This window comes from Streptomyces kunmingensis, from assembly GCF_039533535.1.
In the GTDB taxonomy this organism is placed as follows: Bacteria; Actinomycetota; Actinomycetes; order Streptomycetales; family Streptomycetaceae; genus Streptomyces; species Streptomyces kunmingensis.
On record NZ_BAAATS010000006.1, the window covers coordinates 241,881 to 264,478 of the forward strand.

Below are 22,598 nucleotides of genomic sequence, written 5' to 3' on the forward strand. Positions count from 1 at the left end.
GTCACGGCGCTTCACGCGCCGTTGAGGATCCCGTCGTACACCCCGACCGTGCGCCGGGCCACCGCGGCCCAGCCGAACTCCGTCGCCGCCCGCTCCCGGCCGGCCTCCCCCATCCGGCGGGCCGCACCGGGATCGCCGACCACCTCGTTCAGGGCGCGCGCGAGGCCGGCCTCGAACGCCGCCGGGTCCGCCTCCGCGTACGGGACGAGTACCCCGTTCTCCCCGTCCGCCACCACCTCGGGGATGCCGCCGACCCCGGACGCCACGACCGCGGTCCCGCAGGCCATCGCCTCCAGGTTGACGATGCCGAGCGGCTCGTACACGGAAGGGCACACGAACACCGCGGCGTGCGTGAGGAGTTGGACGACCTCACCGCGGGGCAGCATCGACGGGATCCAGCACACGCCGTCGCGGGTCTTCTTCAACTCCGTGACCAGTTCCCGGAACTCGCGCCCGATCTCCGGTGTGTCCGGCGCGCCCGCGCACAGCACCAGCTGCACGTCCTTCGCCAGTTCGCGGGCCGCGCGCAGCAGATGCGGCACACCCTTCTGGCGTGTGATGCGGCCGACGAAGATGACGTACGGGCGCCCCGGGTCGATGCCGTAGCGGCGCAGCACGTCCGTGCCGGGGTCGGCCTGGTAGAGCGTCACGTCGATGCCGTTGTGCACGACGTGCACCCGCTCGGGCTCCAGGGCCGGATAGCAGGCGAGGATGTCGTCGCGCATCGCCCGCGACACGGCGATCACGGCGTCCGCGGCCTCGATCGCCGTGCGTTCCGCCCAGGACGACAGGGCGTAACCGCCGCCGAGCTGCTCGGCCTTCCAGGGACGCAGGGGTTCCAGCGAGTGCGCGGTCATCACGTGCGGGATGCCGAGGTGGAGGGCGGCCAGGTGGCCCGCGAGGTTCGTGTACCAGGTGTGGGAGTGCACGAGGTCGCGGCCTTCGAGGGCGGCGGCCATGGACAGGTCCACGGAGAGGGTCCGCAGCGCGTCGTTCGCCCCTTCGAGCGCGGACCAGGCGCGGTGGCGGCGCACCCCGTCGGCCGTGCCCTCGCCCCAGGTGTGCACTTCCAGGTCGACCAACGGGCGCAACTCCCGCGCCAGGAACTCGACATGGACCCCGGCGCCGCCGTAGACATCCGGCGGATACTCCCTGCTGAGCAGTCCCACGCGCACGCGCGGCTCCCGTCTCCGGTCGTCCCACAGGCTCATCGGTCGGTCGTGCTCGCTCCGGGTGTCATGGTCACCCATGGACGCCCGGCGGGGAAGAGTGCGTACGGTCATGGGGCCCCCGACCTCCCCGCGAGCACCCGTCCTGGGGATGACTCAGGAGACGGCGTACTCCATCGGTAGTAGGACGCAATGCGTGCTCAGGTCGGACGACAGGAACGCGGGCGCGAGAGATCGTAGAGGGTATGGAAACCGACCGCGCGCCGCACCACACGGCAGGGGGCACCCGATGAGTGCCCTGGCGTTGTCCGTGCTGCTTTCCCTGGTCTCCGCGGTGGCCTACGCGGGCGGGGCGATCGTGCAGGAGCGGGTCGCCGAGACCTCGCCCGACTCGGCGTACGCGCCGCTGCGCAGGCCCGCCTGGTGGGGTGCCGGGTGTCTGAACGGCCTGGGGGCGCTGCTGCACGTCATCGCCCTCGCGTACGGTCCGCTGAGCCTGGTGCAGCCGCTGGGCGCCCTGACGATCGTGCTCGCGCTGCCGATGGCGGCCCTGTTCGTACGCCGCCGGGCCGGGGCCACCGCCTGGCGCGGGGCGATCATGGCGACGGTCGGGCTCGCGGGCCTGCTGGCGCTGACCGGCTCGGCCTCCGAGGACTCGCTGGACGGTCCCGAGCGACTCCTTGTCGGCCTGATCACGGCCGGTGGCGTGCTGGTCCTGATGATGTCGGCGCGGGCCGCGCACCGGCATCCCGTGGTCCGCGCGGTGCTGCTCGCGATCGCCGCGGGCAGCGCGTTCGGCATGGCGTCGGTGTTCACCAAGTCCGTGGCCGTCGACTGGTCGGGCGAACCCTTCGAACAGCTGAGCACCCTGCTGGCGATCGCGGCCCTGGCCACGACAGGCATGCTGCTCTCGCAGGCGTCCTACCGCGGCGCGGGCCTGGCGGCGCCGCTGGCGACCGCGACCGTCGTGAACCCGGTGGCCGCGGCGGCCGTCGGCATCACCCTGTTCGGAGAGACGTTCCGGCACGGCACGATCGGTACGGTGCTGGCGCTCGGCTGCGGTGTGGTGGCGGCGGGCGGCCTGATCCTGCTGACGACCGAGCGCATCGGCCGGGACCGCACCGCGCACGTCATCGCGCAGCACACCCCGACCGTGCCGGACAGCCCGGCCGCCCTGGAGAACCTGCCGGGCCGGCCGAAGCCGCCCTCGGACGACTCGGCCGGCCGGAACGTCAGATCCTGACGCCGTGGGCCCGCAGATACGCGAGCGGGTCGATGTCGCTGCCGAAGCCGGGCCCCGTCCGCACCTCGAAGTGCAGATGCGGGCCCGTGCTGTTGCCGGTGGACCCGGAGCGGGCGATGCGCTGGCCCTCCACGACGCGCTGCCCGCTCTTCACGGACAGCGCCGACAGGTGCGCGTACTGGCTGTAGCGGCCGTCGGCGTGGCGGATCACCACCTCGTAGCCGTAGCTGCCGCCCCAGCCGGCCGAGACGATCCGGCCCGCGGCGACGGCCCTGACGGAGGTGCCGGTGGGCACGGCGAAGTCCACGCCCGTGTGGTAGCCCTTCGACCAGGAGGAACCGGTCGCGTGGTACGGCGTGCCGAGGCGGGCGTCGACCGGGGCGACGGCGCCGCGCGACGCGGTTCCGGTGGCCGCGACCTTCTTGGTTTCGGCCTTTTTGGTCTGCGCCTTCTGCGGTTCGGTCTTCTTCGGCTGGGTCTTCCTGGGTTCGGTCTTTTTCGGTTCAGTCTTCTTGGGGTGCGACTTCTGAGGCTGTGATTTCTGGGGCTGCGGGGCAGTCCGGGGTTCGGCGGTCTTGGCGGACGCGTCGGGCATCGCGAGCCGCTGGCCCGGAATGATCAGGTCCGGGTCGGCGCCGATGGTCTTGCGGTTGGCCGAGTACAGCCGCTCCCAGCCGCCGGGCACCTTGCGGGTGTCGGCGATGGCGGAGAGCGTGTCGCCGCCGATCACGGTGTACGACTCGGCGCGCCCCGCGGCGGACTGCGGGGTCACCTCGGGCTTGACGTCCTTGACGGTGCGGGCCGGGGTGCGGACCGGGGCGGGCCGCTCGGGCGTGCGGCTCAGACCCGCCCGCTCCGAACACACCGGCCAGGCCCCGGGACCCTGCCCTTTCAGGACCTTCTCGGCGACCGCGATCTGCTGGCCCTTCGTGGCCAGGTCGGCGCGGGGCGCGTAGGCCGTACCGCCGTACGCGGCCCAGGTGGAGCGGGTGAACTGGAGACCGCCGAAGTAGCCGTTGCCGGTGTTGATGCTCCAGTTGTTGGTCGACTCGCACGCCGCGACCTTGTTCCACGTCTGCACGTCCGCGGCCTGCGCGGTCCCCGCCCCGATGAGCGGAATCGCCATGCCGGCGCCGCCGACGGTCACGGTCAGCGACGCCCGGTTGACCCGGCTCGGCTGGTACCGGCGGTGCCGGCCGCGTAACGCCATGAAAGCCCCCTCTGAAACCCGCACAGGCATGTAGGAGCGGCAAATTAGCCGCTCCCACACCGTCATGACAAGAGTGCCGGGAGCCCCGATGGCTGCTTTCAGTCCCTCAAGTGGCCGGGAATCCAACGTAGTTGCACGGCCTGCTGGAAGGGGCCGCCGCCCTCGTGGTCATTGAAGGCGTACACCTCCATGGAGCGCTCGGCCCCAGCCCAGTGGTTGTATGCCGCGAACACCGTCGACGGCGGGCAGGTGAGGTCCTCCAGGGCCGCGGAGAACAGTCCGGGCGCGGTGGCACGGGCCGCGAAGTTCATGCCGTCGAAGTACGACAGCGTCCGGAAGACGCGCTCGTCCTCGCCGATGTGCGCCTTCAGGTAGAGGGCGATCTCACGGTACGGGTGACGCTCCGTGAGCGTGGCCGCGCGGCCGAAGTGGCACAGGAACGGCACGTCGGGTGCGGCCGCCCTCAGGCCCGGCACGAGTCCGGCCACGGCGATCGTGATGCCGCCGCCCTGGCTGCCGCCGGTCACCGCGATGCGGTCCGCGTCGATGAGCGGATGCGAGCGGGCCGCGTCGACGGCGCGCACGGCGTCCGTGTAGACGCGCCGGTAGTAGTACTCGTGCGGGTCCTGGATACCCCGCGTCATGAACCCGGGGGCCGCCGGTCCGCTGCCCACCGGGTCCGGGGTGTCACCGGCGGAGCCGCCGCTGCCCTGGCCGCGGGTGTCCATCACGAAGTGCGCGAACCCGGCGGCGGCCCATCTGAGGTGGGTGTGCGGCAGGCCCCGGCCGCCGCCGTAGCCGATGTACTCGACGACGGCCGGTATGGGCTCCGTCGTGCCCGCGGGAAGGATCAGCCAGCCCTTCACGGGATGCCCGCCGAAGCCCGCGTACGTAACGTCGAATACGTCCACTGCCGTGAGCGGGACGTCGACGGGCCGAAAACGCGCGTCGAGGTCGTGCTCCCTGGCCTCGGCCAGGGTCTTCTCCCAGAAGGCGTCGAAGTCGTCGAGGGCCGTCAACGCGGGCTCGAAGGCACGCAGTTCGTCGAGCGACAGGTCGAAATGAGGCACGCGCGGCTCCAGCATCGTAGAGAGTGCAGACGAGGGTGGTGTGGGGGCGAAGGCCAACGCTACGCCCAGCCACGCAGCAACTGAACAAAAATCTTCAATTTCCCAATCCAGGAGCGACAGGCATGAGCACTACAGCCCAGATCGGTGTCACCGGGCTCGCTGTCATGGGGCGCAACCTCGCCCGCAACTTCGCGCGGCACGGATACACGGTGGCGCTCCACAACCGCACCGCGTCCCGCACCCACCAGCTGGTGGAGGAGTTCGGGGAGGAGGGCATCTTCGTTCCGACCGAGAGCGCCGAGGATTTCGTGGCCGCCCTCGAGCGGCCCCGGCGCCTCGTGATCATGGTGAAGGCGGGCGAGCCGACGGACGCCGTGATCAAGGAGTTCGCGCCGCTGCTCGAGCCCGGCGACATGATCGTCGACGGCGGCAACGCGCACTTCGCCGACACCCGCCGCCGCGAGAAGGAGCTGCGCGAACAGGGCATCCACTTCGTCGGCACCGGCGTCTCCGGCGGCGAGGAGGGCGCCCTGCACGGGCCGAGCATCATGCCCGGCGGCAGCGTCGAGTCGTACGAATCGCTCGGCCCGATGCTGGAGAAGATCTCCGCGAAGGCGAAGGACGGCGCCCCGTGCGTGACGCACGTCGGCCCTGACGGCGCGGGCCACTTCGTCAAGATGGTGCACAACGGCATCGAGTACGCCGACATGCAACTCATCGGCGAGGCCTACCAGTTGCTGCGCGACGTCGCCGGGTACTCCCCCGCGCAGATCGCCGACATCTTCCGCACGTGGAACACCGGCCGCCTCGACTCGTACCTGATCGAGATCACGGCGGAGGTCCTCTCCCATGTGGACGCCGCCACCGGCAAGCCGTTCGTGGACGTCGTCCAGGACCAGGCCGAGCAGAAGGGCACCGGCCGCTGGACGGTGCAGATCGCGCTCGACCTGGGCGTGCCGGTGTCCGGCATCGCGGAGGCGGTGTTCGCCCGCTCGCTCTCCGGCCACGCCGAACTGCGCGCAGCCTCCAAGGAGTTGGCGGGGCCGACCGCCAAGGCGCTGAGCGAGTCGGAGGCCGCGGCCTTCGCCGACAAGGTCGAACAGGCCCTGTACGCCTCGAAGATCGTCTCCTACACGCAGGGCTTCCACGAGATCGCCGCGGGCAGCGAACAGTACGACTGGAACATCGACTCGGGCGCGGTGGCCCGCATCTGGCGCGGCGGCTGCATCATCCGGGCGGCGTTCCTGGACCGGATCACCGCCGCCTACGAGGCCGAGCCCGGCCTCGTCTCGCTCCTGTCGGACAAGAGCTTCGCCGACGAGATCGCGGCGGCCCAGGACGACTGGCGTGCCGTCCTGGTCGCCGCGACCACGCAGGGCGTGCCCACGCCGGGCTTCGCCGCCGCACTCGCGTACTACGACGCGCTGCGCGCCGAACGTCTGCCGGCCGCGCTCACGCAGGGCCAGCGGGACTTCTTCGGCGCGCACACGTACCGCCGGGTCGACCGCGAGGGCTCGTTCCACACGCTGTGGGGCGGCGACCGCTCGGAGACCGACGCGTAGGCGTCACCCCCGGCCTGCTGGGGTGAGTGACTCACACCAGTGACTGCCTCACACCAGTGACTGCCTCACACCAGTGACTGCCTCACACCAGTGACTGCCTCACACGGGTGACGGTTCGGGCTCCGGCGGCGTCGGGTCCGGATCCGGCTGCGGACCCGGCGGCGCCGGGGCCGGCGGGGGCTGCGGCACGGGCCCCGGCCCGGGGTTCGGCGCCGGGAAGGGGTTCGGCGCCGGGGTCGGGTCCGGGACGTCGGGCCCCGGCCCCGGGACCGGGGTGGGGTTCGGCGGGACGGGATCGGGCCCCGGCACCGGGTTCGGCGGGACGGGATCGGGGAACGGCTGGGTCATCGCACTGCCTCCATAGGTTCGGAGGGGGTCCTGTCCACTGTCTCCCGCCTCGCCTGCCCACGCCCGCCGAGCTCACGCGTCCGGCCGAGCCCACTCCGCCGACGGGCCGAGCCCGGTCAGACGTCCGTACGCGTCAGCCGTCTGAACGGGTCAGGCCTCCGTACGGGTCAGGCGTCCATACGGGTCAGACGCACCACGGGGATGTCCCGGCTGGTCTTCTTCTGGTAGTTCGCATAGTTCGGGAACAGCTCGACGAGGGAGTCCCAGACCCGCGCCTTGTCCTCGGCCGGCAGGGTCTCGGCGCGCGCGGTGAACCGCTCGGTGCCCACCCGCAGCCGTACGTCCGGGTTGGCCTGCAGGTTCAGGTACCACATGGGGTGCTGGTCGGAGCCGCCGTAGGAGGCCACGATCAGGTAGTCGTCGCCGTACCGGCCGTAGATCAGTACGGTGCGCCGCCACTGCCCCGACTTGCGGCCCTTGTAGTCGAGCAGCAGGCACGGGACGCCCTGCATGGTGACGCCCTTGGTGCCGCCGGACTCCTCGTAGATACGGGCCTGGTCCGCCACCCATCCCGTGGGGCTGATGACGACCTCGCTGTCACTGCCGGTCATGTCGGCTCCTCTCGCACGGCGCACTCGGTTGCTGCGCGGCAACTCCGCCCAACCTAAGCCCTTTTGACGGACGCACATTCCATCGCCGCGGCATCGAGTCCGGGGGCCGGGCTGGAGAGCACCGGGAGCGCGGTGCGGGCGCGGTCGGCGGCGTCGGCCATGGAGGCCTGCGCGAGGACGATCGCGTCGCACTCGGCGACCGCGTCGACGGCGGCCGCGATCCGGTCGAGGTAACCGTCCCGGTCACCGGCGAGGAAGCGCTCCCAGGCCCCGTCGACGAAGACGGTCCGCACGTCCACGGCGCGCCCGGCCCGGGCGGCCTCCTCCTCGACCAGGGCGACGGTCGGCGCGAAGGTGCTGCGCACCGTGGCGACGACGGCGACCCGGTCCCCCGCGGCGACGGCCCGCGCGGCCATCGGCCGGTCCACGCGCAGCACCGGCACGCCTAGCGCCGGCGCCAGGTCCTCGGCGACCCCGCCGATGCTGGAACAGGTGCACAGCACGCCGTCCGCGCCGTCGTCCCGCGCTGCCTCCAGGAGCGCCCGCACGTCGCCCGCGACGGAGTCCGGACCGCTCTCACCAGCCCGCACCAGCAGGTCCTCCCGTACGACATGGCGCAGCGTGAGGTCCGGTTGACCGGCGTCGCGCAGGGCGTCGAAGACGGGTATGTGCGCAGGTGAGGTGTGCAGAAGGGCGAGAAGCATGCCCGGCACCCTATCGACGGGGCCGGATGCGGGTCACCGCATTTGCGGGTCGGCGTGGCCGGTCACCACTTTTCCGGTTCGGCGGCGAGGGCTGCCTCGGCGGCGGCGAGCAGTTCGGCGGGCGCGGCGGGCGCCTCGCCGGGATGCCGCTCCGCCCACGCGGCGACGAACGAGCACAGGGGCGCGACGGCGAGCGTCTCGCGGGCGGCCAGCGCGTACAGCTCGCGCGCGAGCGAGCCTGCGATGCCCTTGCCCTCGTGCGCGCGGTCCACGACGGTGTGCGCCGCCACGAGGGCGGGCGCGGGCTCGTCGAGCACGAAGTACTGGAGGTACCCGACGATCTCGCCCGCGGCCCCGCCCGCGCGGGCGGTCAGGAGGCCCCGGTCACGGTCGTCGTAGAGGTCGGTGTCGATGCCGCTCATGGGGCGCTCCTCGGATGATCAGGTGCGGTAATCAGGGAGGCGGGCGCTCAGCCCGGCCTGTGATCAGGCGGACACGGCTTGCGGGCTGCGCTCGGTGTCGCTGCCCGGGACCGGTTCGGACGGGTCCGCGCCGAGCGCCACGATCTTGTTGTCCCGGTCGACGTGCACGACCCTGGGCCGCAGCGACCGCGCCTCGGCGTCCTCGACCTGAGCGTAACTGATGATGATCACGAGATCGCCCGGGTGTACGAGGTGGGCGGCGGCTCCGTTGATCCCGATGACACCGGAGCCGCGCTCACCCTCGATGACGTAGGTCTCCAGGCGGGCACCGTTGTCGATGTCGACGATGTGCACGAGCTCGCCGGGCAGCAGATCCGCGGCGTCGAGCAGATCGGCGTCGATGGTGACCGAGCCGACGTAGTGCAGGTCGGCCTGGGTGACGGTGGCGCGGTGGATCTTGGACTTGAACATGGTGCGCAGCATGGGGCACTCCCGGAAATAGGCTCCCTGCCCGCGTTATTGCAGGTCAAGGGCGTCCGCTCACTTTACAGCGGCTGCCCTTCCCGGACAGGTGCCCGCCGGCCCCTTTTTGGTCACAACGGCCCGGCTCACAGCGGCCCGGCTCGCAGCGGCTCACCTTCATGACGCCCCGGGCGTCACACCGCCCCCGCCGTAGACCGCCCCAGGTACCAGACCGGCCCCGGATCCGGCACCCGCAGGAGGCTGAAGCCCAGCCGGTCGTAGAACGCCCGGGCCGCGGTGTTCGCCTGCACCATGCACAGGTGTACGGCGGGCACACCGTCCCGGCGCAGCGCGTCGAGCAAGGTGCGCATCAGGGTCCGGCCGTGTCCCCGGCCCTGCCACGCGGGCAGCAGGTCGATGTGCAGGTGCGCGGGGAACTGCTCCAGCTCCGGCAGGACCATGCGCTCCGGGGTGTGCAGCAGCCCGATCATCTCCTCCGACGGCGTCCGCGCCTCGTCCGTGAGGGCCGGGTAGCGGTCCGCCACCCGCGGCAGCCACTCCGTACGGAATCTCTTGGCGAACGTGACGGTGTCGGGTGCGCCCAGGATGTAGCCGACCGCGTGGCCCTCCCCGTCGTCGAGGACGAAGGCGTACTCCGGCGCCAACTCCACGTAGGGGTAGGCGAATATCGACGGCATCAGCTCCGGGTCCGGGTAGACGGACGATGAGTCCCGGCCCTCCAGCGCCGTGCGGACACAGATGTCCGCCAGCTCGGCTCGGTCGGACGGGAGGTAGGAGCGGACGAAGGGTTCCTTGGTCATGGCGCTCACGATCGCAGCATGGGAGCGCTCCCGCACGCGCTTTCACGTGAAGCACCTTGCACCAGAAGCACCTTTCACCTGAAGCAACTCTCACCCGACGCGGGCTTCAACTGCGTCCGTCAGAGGCCCAGTTCCGTCACCACGTCGGACAGCGCCTGCCCCAGGGGCAGGCCCACGCGATGGGCGGCGAGCGTGTCGCCGCGGCCCGGGCCCTGGTTGACGATCAGCACCGGTGTACCGGCCTGCGCCGCCTGCCGGACGAACCGCAGGCCGGACATGACCGTCAGCGAGGAGCCGAGCACGAGCACGCTCGCCGCCTCCGCCACGAGCCGGCGACAGACAGCGACCCGCTCCGCCGGCACGTTCTCCCCGAAGAAGACCACGTCCGGCTTGAGCACTCCGCCGCAGACCTCGCAGTCCACGAGGTGGAACTCCGCGACCGCCTCGTCGGGCAGCTCCACGTCACCGTCGGGGTTGACGCGCGCCGCCGCCGCGTGGCGTTCGGCTGCTTCCTCGAACTCCGGGTTGGCCCGCCGCAGGCGCTGGTCGAGCGTGTCGCGATCGCTCAGGTCCCCGCAGTCGAGGCAGATCACGCGACGCAGGCTGCCGTGCAGCTCGACGACGTCGCTCAGGCCCGCGGCCTGCTGGAGTCCGTCGACGTTCTGCGTGATCACGCCCGTGAGGAGGCCGGCTCCGGCGAGGGTGGCGACGGCCCGGTGGCCGCTGTTCGGCAGCGCCCGCGTCATGGCCCGGTAGCCCACCTGGCTGCGCGCCCAGTACCGCTGCCGGGCCCAGGCGTCGCCGGTGAACTCCTGGTACGTCATGGGGGTGTGCCGGCGCAGGGAGCCGTGCTCTCCGCGGTAGTCCGGGATGCCCGATTCGGTGGAGAGCCCGGCGCCGCTCAGCACGAGGGCACCGCCCGCCCGCACGGCGTCGAGCACCGGTGTGAGGTCGGTCGAGGCCGGGGGCAGTCCGGCGACGGGTTCCCAGGTCAACGTGGGGCGCGTACGCATGCCTGCCAGCTTACGCATCCGTGCGGTCCTCGTTGATCCCGCCGAGAACGGGTAACGGGTAGCGGAGGGACCGACACAGGGACCTCGTACACGGGACACGGGACACGGGACTCGGTCCACTTGCACGGGAGGCACGCATGATCGCCGCAGAGAACATCCGGGACTGGCGCGGACAGGACGTGGTGGACCCGGAGGGCCACAAGATCGGCACGCTCGAATCCATCTATGTCGACACCGTCTCCGACTCGCCGTTCTTCTGCGCCATCACCGTGGGGCTGCCGACCCGGCGCCGGCTCGTGTTCGCGCCGCTCATGGGTGCGTCGGTGGGCCCGACCCACCTGAAGATCCACTTCGCGAAGGACCTGGTCAAGGACGCGCCGTCGATCGACACCGACGGTGAACTGATGGCCGACCAGGAGTGGCCGATCTTCGACCACTACAAGCTGCCCTTCGAGCCCGGCGCACGCGGCGAACGCAGGCTCGCCCGTCGCTGATAGCAAGGCCGCCGAACGGGTAACCGGCCGGGGAGCGGACCGCACGACCCGAGAACCACGACCACGAACGGAGACGCCATGGCCGGCATCCTCAACCGCATCAAGCAGTACAGCCGCAGCCCGCAGGGGCAGCGGACCATCGCCACCGCGCGGCGCACCGCCGCGGACCCGCGCAGGCGGGCTCAGGCGCGCGCCTGGCTGGGCCGGCTGCGCCGCCGCTGACCGGCGGCCTCGGACAGTTTGCGGGAGACGGTCCGCGGGCCGGGGCCGCAGACGGCGGGCACCCTCAGATCGAGTCCTGTGCGGGGGTCGGCCCCGATGCCGAGTCGGCGTCGCGGGCCTGCCCCCAGGACGCCTCCACCGCTGCCGCCACCGCGTCGTGCACGTCCACGGAAAGCGAGTCGGCTCCCGCGGCACGCAGCGCGGCACGGCCGGCCGGTCCCGCGACGAACGCCAGGACCCCGCCGTCCGCCGTGATCGCGCGGCTGCCCTCGACAAAGCGGTGGGCGCCGTCGGCCAGGCACTGCTCGGCGGCGCGGAAGTCCACGACGAAGCTGTGCTGCCCGGTGGTGGCCATCCGCGCCAGCAGGGAGCAGAGCTCCGCGGCGGCCTCGTCGTCGAAGGGTCCGGGAACCTCGACGACCAGTACGCCGCTTCCGGCCCAACGCACCGGGAAGCGCCTCCTGGGTCGCTGCATGTCCGCCCCTCCCCCCGCTCGCGGCGCTGGTCCGCCGCGGCCTCCTTGGGGCTTGCCTGCCCCCGATACGGTCCGGCACGCCTGTGAAACGGGGTTCTTGTCGGCCGGGCGCGCGTCGCCCGTCCCGGGTGACGTGCGGTGGCCCGGCGGGTCCCAAGGTGACGGGCAGGAGTGCGTCCCGCCACGAGAGGACCGCGTCATGCCGATCGTCGGTGCCGTCCCGCCGCTGGTCGGACGCGTCCTCCAGCAGCTCGTGCACGTCAACCTCCTCGACATGGCGACCCGTCTCGCGGCGCAGGCCTTCCTCGCGGCGCTGCCGATGCTCATCGCCGTGACCTCGTTCTGTCCGCCGCCCGTGCGGCGGCAGATGCAGCGATCGCTCCAGACCATGCTGGGCTCGGACGGGGCGGTGGTGGCGAAGGCCGAGCAGCTGACCGGGGGCGGCGACACCGCGCTGCACAACTGGGGCTTCGCGGGCGTCCTGGTCGCCCTGCTCTCCGCCACGTCGTTCACGCGCGCTCTGCAGCGGCTGTGCGAGCGCGCCTGGCACCTGCCGCGTTCCGGTGTGCGCCTCGCGGCCTGGCGCTGGGCGGCGTGGCTGCTGGTGTGGCTCAGCGTGCTGGTGGTGCAGGGCGCGCTGCACAAGGCCTTCGGCGTGGGCGCGGTCCTGGGCATCCCGTTGCAGTGCGCGACGGTGACGCTGATGTGCTGGTGGACCCAGCACCTGCTGCTGGCCGGCCGCGTGGCGTGGCCGGCTCTCCTGCCGGGCGCCGTGCTGACGGGGGCGGGCGTCGTCGCGTTCACCCTGCTCTCGCAGCTCTGGCTGCCGCGTGCACTGCACATGAGCCTGAACCGGTACGGGACGCTCGGCTCGGTCTTCACCCTGCTGTCCTGGCTCATCGTGTACTTCACCGTCGTGGTGTTCGGCATCGCGGTGGGCCGCACCCTCGCCCAGGAGGACTTCGTGCGCCGCAGGCTGGGCGAGGCGGACACCCCGCCGTCACATTGAGGCCGCGGCCACCCTCCCGTTGCGCACCGCCGCGACCAGCGCCCGGTGGTCGCGCTCGTTCTGGTCGGCGTAGGACTCGGCGAAGCGTGCCACGGCCCGGTCGAAGGGGTCCGAGCGGCCCAGATAGGCGGCGATGGCGATGCGGTCGCCGGAGCGGGCGTGCGCGCGGGCCAGCGTCGCTCCGCAGGTACGGCCGAACAGTGCCATGACGTCGGGGGACATCAGCTCGGCCTGGGGTATGGCCTTCCAGTCCCTCAACTGCCGGATGTAGAAGTCGCGTTGGCGGCCGTCGAGACCCTCGACGCGCTCCCAGCCCAGGAACATGTCACTGGTCGCCTGCATCAACCGCTGCCCCGCGACGACGCGTTCGCCCTGGTTGGTGTGGAGGCTCGCGCCCGCGGCCTCCTCGAGGACCGACTGCTGGGCCTCCTTCGCCTGGAGCAGCAGGGGGTCGCGCTGGTCCCGGCCGAGCAGCAGGATGATCCAGCACCGGGTGCCGACGCTGCCGACGCCGACGACTTTGCGGGCCATGTCGACCACCTGGTACTGGGCGAGCAGCGCCTGCCGGTCGGCGGGCAGGGTGCGCGCGTACCGCTCGACCAGTTCCCGCAGCTGCTCCTCCAGGTGTTTGCGTTCGACGCCCGGCATGAGCTCGTCCAGGGGCATGATCAGCGGCGGGTCGGGGTTGATGCGCAGTTCGCCGTCGATCGTGCGCACCAGCTTGTCGAAGGCCTGGAGGCTGTCGCGGCCGCGGGCCTTGTCGAAGGCGCGCGACATCCGGTTGCGGGTGCGCGTGTCGAGCCGGGCGGACACGGAGGTGAGCAGTTCCTGGGCGTCGATCCGCGCGTACCAGACGTCGATGGTGCGCATCCCGGCGAACTTCTCCATCGACTTCCGGTACGCGGCGACGGTCGTGCGCACCACACGGGAGCGCTCCGAGGCCCGGTAGCCGTTCCCGCGCCCCGCGATCACCAGGCTGGCCGCGAGGCGTTTGACGTCCCACTCCCAGGGGCCGGGCAGCGTCTCGTCGAAGTCGTTGACGTCGAACATCAGGCGCCGCTCCGGTGAGGCGAGCAGCCGGAAGTTCAACATGTGTGCGTCGCCGCACAGCTGGGCCCGCAGCCCGGTCGCGGGGGTGCCGGCCAGGTCACCGGCCATGATCGCCGCCGCGCCGCGGTAGAACCGGAACGGCGATTCGAGCATGCGGCCGTAGCGGATCGGCACCAGCTCGGGCACCCTGCTCGCCGACTGCCGCCCGATCACGTCGACGGGGTCGGGACGGTCCTCGGCGGGCGTGTACTCGGCGTGGCTGGACCGGCGGACGCGGGCCCGGGCCTCCCGGCCCCGGTCCGCCCGGTCGCGCGGGGTCCCCATACGGAACGTGGTCTCGGTCATGGCGCGCTCCTTCCCGGTGCCCAGAACTCTGGTCCCGCCGGGGCGCGGCGGCGTCACCCCGGCCGTGTGAGCCAGTCCCCCGGACCACCGCCCGGGTCGCCTCCCAGGGGTGAGGACCGGCGCCCGGCCCGGTTCCAGACTGCCGGTCATGGAACCGAGGATGGGCGGGACGACGGGCGACCTGCGCGGACAACGATGGCTGGCGCGTGCGTCCCTGGCCTCGGCCGCGGCCGCCGCGCTGGTCCTCGCCGTGTTCGCGGGGCTGAAGACCTTCGCGCTGCTCGGCGTGGGCCTCCTGGGCCTGATGGTCACGGTCGCGGCCGTCTGGTGGATCGTCAGCCGGCGGGGGCCGGCGAGGTATCTGGCCGTGCTGCTGGCGGTCGCCGCCCCGGTCTGGGTGCTGGTGACGTACACAAGGGCCCGGCTCACCTGGGTGGTCCTGGTCTCGGCCGCGCTGTGGCTGGTGGCCGCGGCGGCGGGGCGCGCGGCGCTCGCCCGGCGGAGGGCGCCCGTCGGGATGACGGAGCGTCCGGCGCCGGCGTTCAGGAGCGCCGTCCTGATCATGAACCCGCGGTCCGGTGGCGGGAAGGTGCGCCGGTTCGCGCTGCCCGAGCGGGCGGACGCGCTCGGCGCGCGGGTGGTGCTGCTCGAGGAGTCCAGTGAGACGGACGTGGCGGCGCTCGCCCGTAAGTGCGCGGCGGAGGGCGCCGATCTGCTCGGCGTCGCGGGCGGCGACGGGACGCAGGCGCTGGTCGCCGAGGTCGCCGCGGCGCTGGATCTGCCGTTCCTGGTGATCCCGGCGGGCACCCGCAACCACTTCGCCCTCGACCTGGGCCTGGACCGTGACGATCCGGCGAAGGCGCTGGACGCGCTGCGCGACGGGCGCGAGGTGCGGGTGGATCTCGGCCTCGCCGGCGGGCGGCCGTTCGTCAACAACGTGTCGTTCGGCGCGTACGCCGAGGTGGTGCAGAGCCCGTCCTACCGGGACGGCAAGACGCGCACCACGCTCGGTCTGCTGCCCGAGCTGCTCATGGGGCAGAAGGGCGCGCGGCTGACAGCACGGGCCGGATCACAGACCTTCACGGATCCGCAGGCCCTGCTCGTGAGCAACAACCCCTACGGCGCGCGGGACATCGCCGGGCTCGGCCGGCGCACCCGCCTGGACACAGGGGTCCTCGGCTGTGTCGGCGTACGGGTCACGAGCGCGGCGCAGGCCACCGGGCTGCTGCGCGGCCGCCGGGCCACCGGGCTGACCCGGGCGACGGCGACCACCGTGATCGTCGACGCCGACCAGGAGTCGCTGCCCGTCGGCCTCGACGGCGAGGCGGTGCGCATGCCCGTCCCCGTGCGCTGCGAGATCCGGCCGGGGGCGCTGCGCGTGCTGGTGCCCCGGCACCGGCCGGGGGGCTACCAGGAGCGTCCGACGCTCGACTGGCGTCTGATCGGCAGGCTCGGGCTGACGAACGGGAGCTGACGCCGTGCCCCCGCCGCTACTTGCGCGAACCGTACACCCGGTGCGCCGCCTGATGCCCGTACATGGCCAGGGACCAGATCACCAGGACGTCGAGCGCGATGATGATGGCCGACCACACCGGCTGGTAGGGAGTGAAGAAGAAGTTCTCCAGCGCGCTGAACATCGCCACCAGGATGCCGGCGGCGCGGGCCCAGACCCGGCCGGCGAACAGGTTGAGGGCCGCCACCAGGACGATGAACCCGGAGATCATCTGGACCCAGCCCCGGCCGTTGACGTCGAAGTCGAAGGCGTAGTCGTTCTGGGCCTGGTAGTAGTTGTCGCCCAGGATCGCGGAGAGCCCCGCGATGGTGTGGTACGAGCCGATGATGACCATCAGGCACACGGCGAAGACGACTCCGCCGACGGCGAGCGGGTTGACGTGCGGCTCCGGTTCCGGGGCGCCCGGCGGGGCGGGGTCCCGCGAAATCTGGTCGGTCATGGCGAACCTCCTCGGCGGTGTGGACGGAGCATCCCGCCGCCCGGCGGCTCCACCGTCACCCGCACAAGGTGATGTCGTGCGCCGTGCCGCGAGAAGAATGGCGGCCGATGGCCGAGCCGTCGCACAGGAGGTGTCGCCATGGGCGACTTCGAGATCCGGGTACGCGGCAAGATCGGCGAGGCCTTTCGTTCGGCGTTCGGCGAACTGACCGTGGTCCTGCGCCCTTCCGAGACGGTGCTGCTCGGTTCGGGGCTCGACCAGGCCGCCCTGTACGGGATCCTCGACCGCATCCAGGGGCTCGGGCTCGAACTGCTCGAGGTACGGCGGCTGCCCGACGGCCACGGCTGAGCCGGGAAGCGGGCGGGCGAGGACAGGGCCGACAAGCCTCTTCCGTCCGTACGGCCGTGCCCCCCAGGGTGGTGGGGTGATGCCCTCCACATGGGGAGGTGAGGGGCATGCCCGTAGTGCTGTACGCAGAACCTCCGGTTGCCCGCTCGACGGATGCGGCCCACGCCGGCGTCCTGCGGGGCCGGCTCGATTCGCTGCGCCACGAACCCGGGACGACGGACGCCACCGTGACGACCTGCCTGGTCTGGGTGGCCGGCACGCTGGTCAGAATCGCCGGGGACATGGCGGATCCGCGCAGCGCCGGGGTGCTGATGCGGGAGGCCGCGGCCGTGCTCGCCGCGGCGACGGCCGGGGTGCGGCCTGTGCCGCCGCCCGCACCACCGCCCGCGCCGCTGTCCTCACCGGCCTCCGTGCCTCTCTTCGAACCCTTGACCACCCGTCAGCTGGCGGTGCTGTGCCGACTTCAGGAAGGGGCGTCGCTACGGCAGATAGCCGACGGTCTCTACGTCTCGCACAACACGGTCAAGAGTCATGTCCGCGCCGTGTACCGCAAGTTGGGTGTCGGTTCACGGGCCGAGGCGGTGCGGCGCGCTCGCGCGCTGGGGCTCGTCTGAGGCGCATCACAGGAGTTGGAGTTCGCGGGCCCGGCGGACCGCGGCCGAGCGCCGGGTCACGGCGAGCTTGCGGTAGACGCTCTTGAGGTGGGTCTTCACCGTGTTCACCGAGAGATACAGCTCCGCCGCGATCTCCTCGGTGGTCATCATCTGGGCGAGGCGCGCCAGCACGTCGCGTTCGCGTGCGCTGAGCTGCTCGGTGGGGGTCGGACGGCCGCCCGTGTGATCCGGCGCGGTGGTGACGGTGATGCGTCCGTGCCGGGTCGCGCCGAGCACGGCGGCGCAGGCCGGGGCGACCGCCCGCACCACGGTGCGGGGCAGCCGCGAGCCGCCCACGAGGTCGACGGCCGCCGTCGCCGGGCTGCCCTGCTCCACGGCCGCCGCCAGGCCCGCCGCCACCGCACGCACCTCGGCGAGGAACTCGTCCGGCCGCCCCCTCAGCACCTCGTCCGCGCGGCCGAGTTCGTACCGGGCCCGCCCCGGACCGCCCCGGGCCAGTTCGACCCAGGCCCGGACGAGATGCAGGGCCGCCTGCGAGCGTTCCGCCGCCGTCCAGCTCGGCAGGGGCGGCTGGGTGGCGTGGGCGGCGAGTTCGTCGGCCGCGCGAAAGCGCCCGCGCAGGGCTTCGAGCAGCGCGAGTTCGACCAGGCAGTCTCGGCGCAGGGTGCCGTTCCCGGCCGCTCCCGCGGCCTTCAGCGCGCCGGTGAGGAAGGCCTCCGCGGCCTTGAGGTTGCCGGCCTGCACCTCACGGCTGCCGCGCACCGACAGGGTCAGCGCGGCGATCTCGGGGTGCTGGGCGAGGAGCGCGTGCGGCAGCAGCGGCATCAGCTCCTCCGCGTCGAGCGCGGCGGCGTGGGCCTGCTCCAGGTCACGGGAGCGCAGCAGGTCCATGCGGATGATGGCGTGGGTCAGGCGACACCGGGCCATACGGTCGGCAGGGCCGTGGGGCGCATGCGGGTCGCGGGGCCCGTCCTGATCGTGGGGCCCGTTGGGCGCATGCGGGTCGCGGGGCCCAGCCTGATCGTGAGGTCCGTGGGGCACCTGCGGGTCGCGGGGCCCGGCCTGATCGTGGGGCCTGTGGGGCACCTGCTGTTCACGAGCCTCTTGCTGATCGTGAGGTCCGTGGAGCGCATGCCTGTCTTGAGGCCCCTGCGCGGCGAGCGACCCCCGTTCGTCCCCCGCCAGAGCCGTGAGCAGGCGTTGCGCGCGGTCCAGGTGGCGGCGGCAGGACTGGTCGTCGCCGCGGACCCGGGCGACGGCGGCGGCCAGCAGCACGGGCTCGGGGCTGTCCCCCTCCGGGTCCTCCGGCAGCCTGCGCACGAGTTCCGCGGGCAGCCGGGTCCGGGACAGGCCCAGGACCTGGCCGATGGCGAGCCGGCGTACGACGAGTTCGCCCGCCGGCTCCCAGTCGTCCGCGGCGAGCAGATGCCGGACCGCGTCGGAGAGCAGACCGTGGGTGTCGAGCCAGGCCGCCGCGCGCCGGTGCAGGGGGGCGACCAGGCCGGGTGACTCGTGGCGCAGACACATCCGCAGGACCTCGGCGAACATCTGGTGGCAGCGGTACCAGCCCTGGCCCTCCGGCTGCAGGAAGGAGTTCTCGCGGACGAGGTCGGCGAAGTGCCGGCCCACGTCCTCGCCGGACAGTTCGGTGGCGAGCTCCGCGTTGAGCCGGTCCAGGACGCTCGTCATGAGCAGCAGTTGCCGCATGCCGGGCGGCTGGAGGTCGAGCACCTCCTCGACGAGGTAGCTGGCGATCGCCTCGTCGTCCCCGGCGAACTCGGCCACGAAGCGCTCGGGTTCGCGGCGTTTCTCCATGGACATCGCGGCGAGCCGCAGCCCGGCCGCCCAGCCCCCGGTGCGCCGGCGCAGCACGCTCACCGTCTGCCGGGGTACGTCGATGCCGTGCTGGGCGAGCAGCGCCGCGGTCTCCCGGTCGTCGAAGGCGAGGTCCGCGGTGCGCAGTTCGGTCAGCTCGCTGGTGAGCCGTCCGCGGCGCAGGTGCAGGGGCGGGTCGCGGCGGGCCAGTACGACCAGCCGCAGCACGCCGGGCGCGTGCCGGAGCAGACTGCCGACGCCGTCGGCGAGCGGGGAGCCGGGGGCGGGCTGGAAGTCGTCGAGGACCAGTACCACCGGCTCCGAGCGCTTGTTGAGCGCGGCGGCGAGTGCCGCCACGAGGAGCGGCCCCTCCCCCGCCGCGACGGATTCCGGCAGCTCCACGCCCGCGTCGCGCAGGGCTCCGGTCACGCGCGGCCAGAAGACTCCGGCCTGTTCGGCGCGGCCGTCGCAGGTGACCCAGGCGACGGGGCCCGGTGGCCGCCGGGTGTGCGCCCACTCCAGGGCGACGGCCGTCTTGCCCGCGCCCACCGGTCCGAGGATCACGGTCAGCGGTCCCCGTACGCCCCTGGCCAGGCGGTCCGTCAGCCGGGGGCGCGGTACGAGCCAGGTGGGCAGCGCGGGCGCGGTGGAGAGCGGCGGGCCGTCCGGGCGGGGGTCCGGTGGGCGGGGGCGGGGCTGGGGCTGCTGGACCATCACGGCACCTCGCTCTCGGGGCACGGTGGTTCGGCTCAGGGCCCGCCCAACGGTCGACGCCGCGGTCGCGGGGCCCGGCCCGCCGGCCTACGGCGGTGCTCCCCCGCTCGGGGACACGGAGCGGCGCGGGCAGCCTCGAAGCGACCTGTCCCGGACATGACGCGCCCGGGTGGACAGGTGCCAGCCCAGTGTGGAGCAGGGCCGGGCGGTCGGCGCGCACGGCGGCGCCATCTCACCCGGGTGAAGTTCCGGCGTGAGACGGCGCGTGCCGGGGCGCCCGGACCGGGCTCCCCGGCGTGGGGTTTCAGGCTCCGTGCAGGGCGCTGACCAGTTCGTCCTCCCGGTCCTTGGTGAGCGAGGTGCGGATCACGGTGGGGTTGAAGGGGCGCAGGGCCTCACGGACGCGATCGGGTGTGGAGCGGCGGACGAGGGCGAACACGGCGGCCCGGCCGGGTTCGAGGGTCGCCGCGGTCTCCTTGACGAACGCGTCGTTGATGCCGATGTCGCTGAGCTTGCCCGCGAGGGCGCCGGTCGCGGCGCCCACCGCCGCGCCGAACACCGGCATCAGGAAGAGCAGCCCGAACAGCGAGCCCCACAGCGCGCCGCCCGCCGCCCCGGCCGCCGTGGTGTTGAAGGTCTGGTGCGTGTGGAGCTTGCCGTCCATGGTGCGCCAGGCGATCGCCGAGTCCTCGAGGTCGAGCAGTTCCTGACGCGAGAGGTCCTTGGCGAGCCGCAGCACCCCTTCCGCCTTCTCCTTGTCCGAGAATCCGAGCACGACGAGATCGGCCATCAGTTCCTCCTACGGTGGTTGCGTGCCTTCTTGTCCGGCGGGGACGCGGGGGCGACCGGTTCGCCCAGCCGCTGTGCCGCCGCCGCGATCTCGACCGCTACGGGTTCGAGCGCCTCCTCGGTGAGGAAGCCCTCCGCGACGGGCACGCCGCCCGCGTCGCGGATCGCGGTGCGCAGGTACTTCGCCCAGACGTGCTCCAGGAGGACGAAGGCCGCGGCCGTGCCGGGGTCGAGCGACTCGGCCATCTCCTTGACCTCGTCGAGCGTCAGTCCGAAGGCGTTGCCCTCGACGAGGCTCGGGTACGTCTCCTGGGCCTCCTTCACCTGCTCGCGGGAGATGCCGAGCAGTGCGGCGACCGTCTCCCCCATGCCTTCCGCCTGGTAGTCCAGGGTGAACAGGCCACCGCTGGGCTCCCTGCGGACGAAGAGCATGTCGAGGACGCGGATCTGCCCGTTCGCCTCGAGGATCCCCAGCTCCTCGATGATCCGCCCCTCGAACTTGGCATCAGGGCCGAACTCGACCGTCAGGAGCTGCACCGGTCCGATCGCAGCCATCGTGCCTCCCTTCCACGGAAACCGCCCCCGTCACGGGTGTCATCACAGCGCTCGCACCCGCCGTGGCGCGTCACCCGCCGCAGGTGAGGGAGGCGGGCGCGGAGCCCGCGACGGTGGGGGGCGGAGGTGGCGCCCATGTCCCCCGAGCAGACCCCGGATCCACCGGAGCGTGCGGCAGACGCGTCAGGACGGCCCGAGCCGGCCGCTGCCGAGCTGGAGCGACTGCGTGCGGAGGTGGCCGAGCTGCGGGACCGGTCCGGCACCGAACGGCGGCGCGCCGCCCGTCTGCTGACGGTGCGACGCGTAGTGGCGGCGGTGCTGATCGCACTGGTCGCGGTGGTCTCCGTGACCTCGGTCGTGGGGGTGTGGGGTGCGCGGACGACCCTGAACACGGACCGCTGGGTCGCCGCGGTGGGCCCGCTGCCCGAGGACCCCGACGTCAACAAGGCGGTCTCGACGTATCTCGCCGACGAGATCTTCGACCAGCTCGATGTGGAGCAGCGGCTCTCCGAGGCGCTGCCGCCGCGCGCGAGCTTCCTCGCGGCGCCGGTCACCGGCGCCGTCCACGACTACATGCGGAAGTCGGTCTCCAAGCTCATCGCGACGGACGAGTTCCAGGCGGTGTGGCGGGGGGCGAACCGGTTCGCGCACGAGCGGATCGTCTCGATCCTGGACAACAGCAACAAGACCGTGCAGGTGCGCGGTGACACCGTCACCCTGAACCTGCTCCCGATCGTCAACAACCTGCTCAACTCCCTGGAGCAGGAGCTTCCGACGGTCTTCGGCAAGAAGCTCGACCTGCCCACCCTCAAGTCCGGTGAGATCCCGCCCGGCCTGCACCAGCGCATCGAGACGGCGCTCGGCGTCGATCTGCCCGAGAACTTCGCCCAGATCCGCCTCTACGACCGGCACGAACTGGGCCAGCTCCAGCAGGCGGTACTCGTGTTCAAGAAGAGCCTGGTGGGTCTGCTGATCGCTGTCCCCGTGCTGCTCGCGCTCTCCTTGTGGGTCTCGCCCAACCGGCGGCGCACCGTGCTCCAGCTCGGTCTGTGGCTGGTGGTGTCGGTGACCGTCCTGTCGACCGTCCTGCGCGCCGTCCGCGAGCAGTTGCTGCACCAGGTACCGGAGGGCGTCTACCGCGACGGGCTGCAAGCCGCGCTGTGGACGATCTTCACGACCCTGCGCGACCGCGGCGACCAGTTGCTGTGGCTCGGCGTCGGCATCGCCGTACTGGCGTACCTCGTCGGGCCGGGACGGCTGCCGACAGCGCTGCGCCGGTACACGGCCCAGGGCGCGCGCGCCGCCGGCCAGTTCCTGGCACGGGCCGGCGAGCGGGCCGCCGGGGACAGGACGCTGCGGCCGTGGCTGGTCCGGCACGTCGACGTGCTGCGTGTCGGCGGCGCGGTCGTCGCCGTCCTGGTGGCACTGCTGCTCTCCTCGTGGACCGCCCTGTTCGTGGTGGGTGCGCTGCTGGCCGCGTACGAGATCGCGCTGACGCTGCTGGCCCGCGCCGACGGCGGCTCACCCCCCTCAGGTGAGGCGGGTCATCAGGCGCCCGCCAAGACTGGCGCCTCCGGCTGA

Annotated in this window: 24 protein-coding genes; 9 read left to right on the forward strand and 15 right to left on the reverse strand. The window is 72.5% G+C overall.

What is annotated here, in order from left to right:
- Positions 1 to 11: 11 nt before the first annotated feature.
- Entirely contained in the window at positions 12 to 1,175 is a 1,164-nt protein-coding gene (gene glgA, locus ABD366_RS09410; protein ID WP_324766295.1) for a glycogen synthase, read from the reverse strand.
- A 283-nt stretch (positions 1,176 to 1,458) separates the two neighbouring features.
- On the opposite strand from glgA, the gene ABD366_RS09415 reads away from it, so the two are divergent.
- Complete coding sequence (locus tag ABD366_RS09415; RefSeq protein ID WP_324766281.1) at positions 1,459 to 2,412, forward strand: DMT family transporter; 954 nt, start codon at positions 1,459 to 1,461, stop codon at positions 2,410 to 2,412.
- On the opposite strand, the gene ABD366_RS09420 is transcribed toward ABD366_RS09415, so the two are convergent.
- Positions 2,402 to 3,622, reverse strand: a complete 1,221-nt coding sequence (locus ABD366_RS09420; RefSeq protein WP_324766280.1) for a transglycosylase family protein — start codon at positions 3,620 to 3,622, stop codon at positions 2,402 to 2,404. The genes ABD366_RS09415 and ABD366_RS09420 overlap by 11 nt on opposite strands.
- Before the next feature lie 98 nt (positions 3,623 to 3,720).
- Positions 3,721 to 4,692, reverse strand: a complete 972-nt coding sequence (locus tag ABD366_RS09425) for an acetylxylan esterase (protein WP_324766279.1) — start codon at positions 4,690 to 4,692, stop codon at positions 3,721 to 3,723.
- A 122-nt stretch (positions 4,693 to 4,814) separates the two neighbouring features.
- Here ABD366_RS09425 and gndA point away from each other — a divergent pair, with 122 nt between their 5' ends.
- Positions 4,815 to 6,254: an NADP-dependent phosphogluconate dehydrogenase gene (gene gndA, locus ABD366_RS09430; protein ID WP_324766278.1), complete on the forward strand. Its 1,440-nt coding sequence runs from the start codon at positions 4,815 to 4,817 to the stop codon at positions 6,252 to 6,254.
- Positions 6,255 to 6,769: 515 nt separating this feature from the next.
- Here gndA and ABD366_RS09435 read toward each other — a convergent pair.
- The 6 genes from ABD366_RS09435 to ABD366_RS09460 form a co-directional block, all read right to left on the reverse strand.
- On the reverse strand, positions 6,770 to 7,213 hold the full coding sequence (locus ABD366_RS09435; RefSeq protein ID WP_324766277.1) for a nitroreductase family deazaflavin-dependent oxidoreductase: 444 nt from the start codon (positions 7,211 to 7,213) through the stop codon (positions 6,770 to 6,772).
- A gap of 53 nt (positions 7,214 to 7,266) precedes the next feature.
- A complete protein-coding gene (locus ABD366_RS09440) occupies positions 7,267 to 7,917 on the reverse strand; it encodes an aspartate/glutamate racemase family protein (RefSeq protein WP_324766276.1) in 651 nt (216 codons plus the stop codon).
- A gap of 62 nt (positions 7,918 to 7,979) precedes the next feature.
- On the reverse strand, positions 7,980 to 8,339 hold the full coding sequence (locus ABD366_RS09445) for a GNAT family N-acetyltransferase (RefSeq protein WP_324766275.1): 360 nt from the start codon (positions 8,337 to 8,339) through the stop codon (positions 7,980 to 7,982).
- 63 nt (positions 8,340 to 8,402) lie between these two features.
- Positions 8,403 to 8,822 carry an aspartate 1-decarboxylase gene (gene panD / locus ABD366_RS09450; protein WP_324766274.1) on the reverse strand — a complete coding sequence of 140 codons (420 nt, stop codon included), beginning with the start codon at positions 8,820 to 8,822 and terminating at the stop codon, positions 8,403 to 8,405.
- A gap of 173 nt (positions 8,823 to 8,995) precedes the next feature.
- A complete protein-coding gene (locus tag ABD366_RS09455; protein ID WP_324766273.1) occupies positions 8,996 to 9,622 on the reverse strand; it encodes a GNAT family N-acetyltransferase in 627 nt (208 codons plus the stop codon).
- A 119-nt stretch (positions 9,623 to 9,741) separates the two neighbouring features.
- Positions 9,742 to 10,635, reverse strand: a complete 894-nt coding sequence (locus tag ABD366_RS09460) for an NAD-dependent protein deacetylase (protein ID WP_324766272.1) — start codon at positions 10,633 to 10,635, stop codon at positions 9,742 to 9,744.
- Positions 10,636 to 10,772: 137 nt separating this feature from the next.
- Between ABD366_RS09460 and ABD366_RS09465 the strand changes: the two genes are divergently transcribed.
- Entirely contained in the window at positions 10,773 to 11,129 is a 357-nt protein-coding gene (locus tag ABD366_RS09465; RefSeq protein ID WP_324766271.1) for a PRC-barrel domain-containing protein, read from the forward strand.
- A 78-nt stretch (positions 11,130 to 11,207) separates the two neighbouring features.
- Complete coding sequence (locus ABD366_RS09470) at positions 11,208 to 11,351, forward strand: hypothetical protein (protein ID WP_344441466.1); 144 nt, start codon at positions 11,208 to 11,210, stop codon at positions 11,349 to 11,351.
- Between the two features lie 64 nt (positions 11,352 to 11,415).
- On the opposite strand, the gene ABD366_RS09475 is transcribed toward ABD366_RS09470, so the two are convergent.
- On the reverse strand, positions 11,416 to 11,826 hold the full coding sequence (locus ABD366_RS09475; RefSeq protein WP_344441468.1) for a hypothetical protein: 411 nt from the start codon (positions 11,824 to 11,826) through the stop codon (positions 11,416 to 11,418).
- A 199-nt stretch (positions 11,827 to 12,025) separates the two neighbouring features.
- On the opposite strand from ABD366_RS09475, the gene ABD366_RS09480 reads away from it, so the two are divergent.
- The gene (locus ABD366_RS09480; RefSeq protein ID WP_324766808.1) at positions 12,026 to 12,835 is read left to right on the forward strand and encodes a YhjD/YihY/BrkB family envelope integrity protein; all 810 of its coding nucleotides are present in this window, start codon (positions 12,026 to 12,028) and stop codon (positions 12,833 to 12,835) included.
- On the opposite strand, the gene ABD366_RS09485 is transcribed toward ABD366_RS09480, so the two are convergent.
- On the reverse strand, positions 12,827 to 14,230 hold the full coding sequence (locus tag ABD366_RS09485; RefSeq protein ID WP_324766809.1) for a DUF2252 domain-containing protein: 1,404 nt from the start codon (positions 14,228 to 14,230) through the stop codon (positions 12,827 to 12,829). The two genes, ABD366_RS09480 and ABD366_RS09485, sit on opposite strands and share 9 nt — an antisense overlap.
- 148 nt (positions 14,231 to 14,378) lie before the next feature.
- Here ABD366_RS09485 and ABD366_RS09490 point away from each other — a divergent pair, with 148 nt between their 5' ends.
- Positions 14,379 to 15,704: a diacylglycerol/lipid kinase family protein gene (locus ABD366_RS09490; protein ID WP_324766810.1), complete on the forward strand. Its 1,326-nt coding sequence runs from the start codon at positions 14,379 to 14,381 to the stop codon at positions 15,702 to 15,704.
- Between the two features lie 16 nt (positions 15,705 to 15,720).
- Here ABD366_RS09490 and ABD366_RS09495 read toward each other — a convergent pair whose 3' ends face one another.
- Entirely contained in the window at positions 15,721 to 16,182 is a 462-nt protein-coding gene (locus ABD366_RS09495; protein ID WP_324766811.1) for a DUF7144 family membrane protein, read from the reverse strand.
- A 138-nt stretch (positions 16,183 to 16,320) separates the two neighbouring features.
- On the opposite strand from ABD366_RS09495, the gene ABD366_RS09500 reads away from it, so the two are divergent.
- Complete coding sequence (locus tag ABD366_RS09500; RefSeq protein ID WP_324766812.1) at positions 16,321 to 16,530, forward strand: hypothetical protein; 210 nt, start codon at positions 16,321 to 16,323, stop codon at positions 16,528 to 16,530.
- A 107-nt stretch (positions 16,531 to 16,637) separates the two neighbouring features.
- A complete protein-coding gene (locus ABD366_RS09505) occupies positions 16,638 to 17,144 on the forward strand; it encodes a helix-turn-helix transcriptional regulator (protein ID WP_324766813.1) in 507 nt (168 codons plus the stop codon).
- A gap of 6 nt (positions 17,145 to 17,150) precedes the next feature.
- Here ABD366_RS09505 and ABD366_RS09510 read toward each other — a convergent pair whose 3' ends face one another.
- The 3 genes from ABD366_RS09510 to ABD366_RS09520 all read right to left on the reverse strand — a co-directional run bounded on the left by ABD366_RS09510 (position 17,151) and on the right by ABD366_RS09520 (position 21,017).
- A complete protein-coding gene (locus ABD366_RS09510; protein WP_324766814.1) occupies positions 17,151 to 19,673 on the reverse strand; it encodes a winged helix-turn-helix domain-containing protein in 2,523 nt (840 codons plus the stop codon).
- Positions 19,674 to 19,977: 304 nt separating this feature from the next.
- Positions 19,978 to 20,463 (reverse strand): DUF1269 domain-containing protein, encoded by a 486-nt coding sequence (locus ABD366_RS09515; RefSeq protein ID WP_324766815.1) that lies wholly within the window; start codon positions 20,461 to 20,463, stop codon positions 19,978 to 19,980.
- The gene (locus tag ABD366_RS09520; protein ID WP_324766816.1) at positions 20,463 to 21,017 is read right to left on the reverse strand and encodes a DUF1269 domain-containing protein; all 555 of its coding nucleotides are present in this window, start codon (positions 21,015 to 21,017) and stop codon (positions 20,463 to 20,465) included. Before ABD366_RS09520 ends, ABD366_RS09515 begins: the two co-directional genes overlap by 1 nt.
- Before the next feature lie 135 nt (positions 21,018 to 21,152).
- On the opposite strand from ABD366_RS09520, the gene ABD366_RS09525 reads away from it, so the two are divergent.
- On the forward strand, positions 21,153 to 22,598 hold the full coding sequence (locus tag ABD366_RS09525; RefSeq protein WP_324766817.1) for a hypothetical protein: 1,446 nt from the start codon (positions 21,153 to 21,155) through the stop codon (positions 22,596 to 22,598).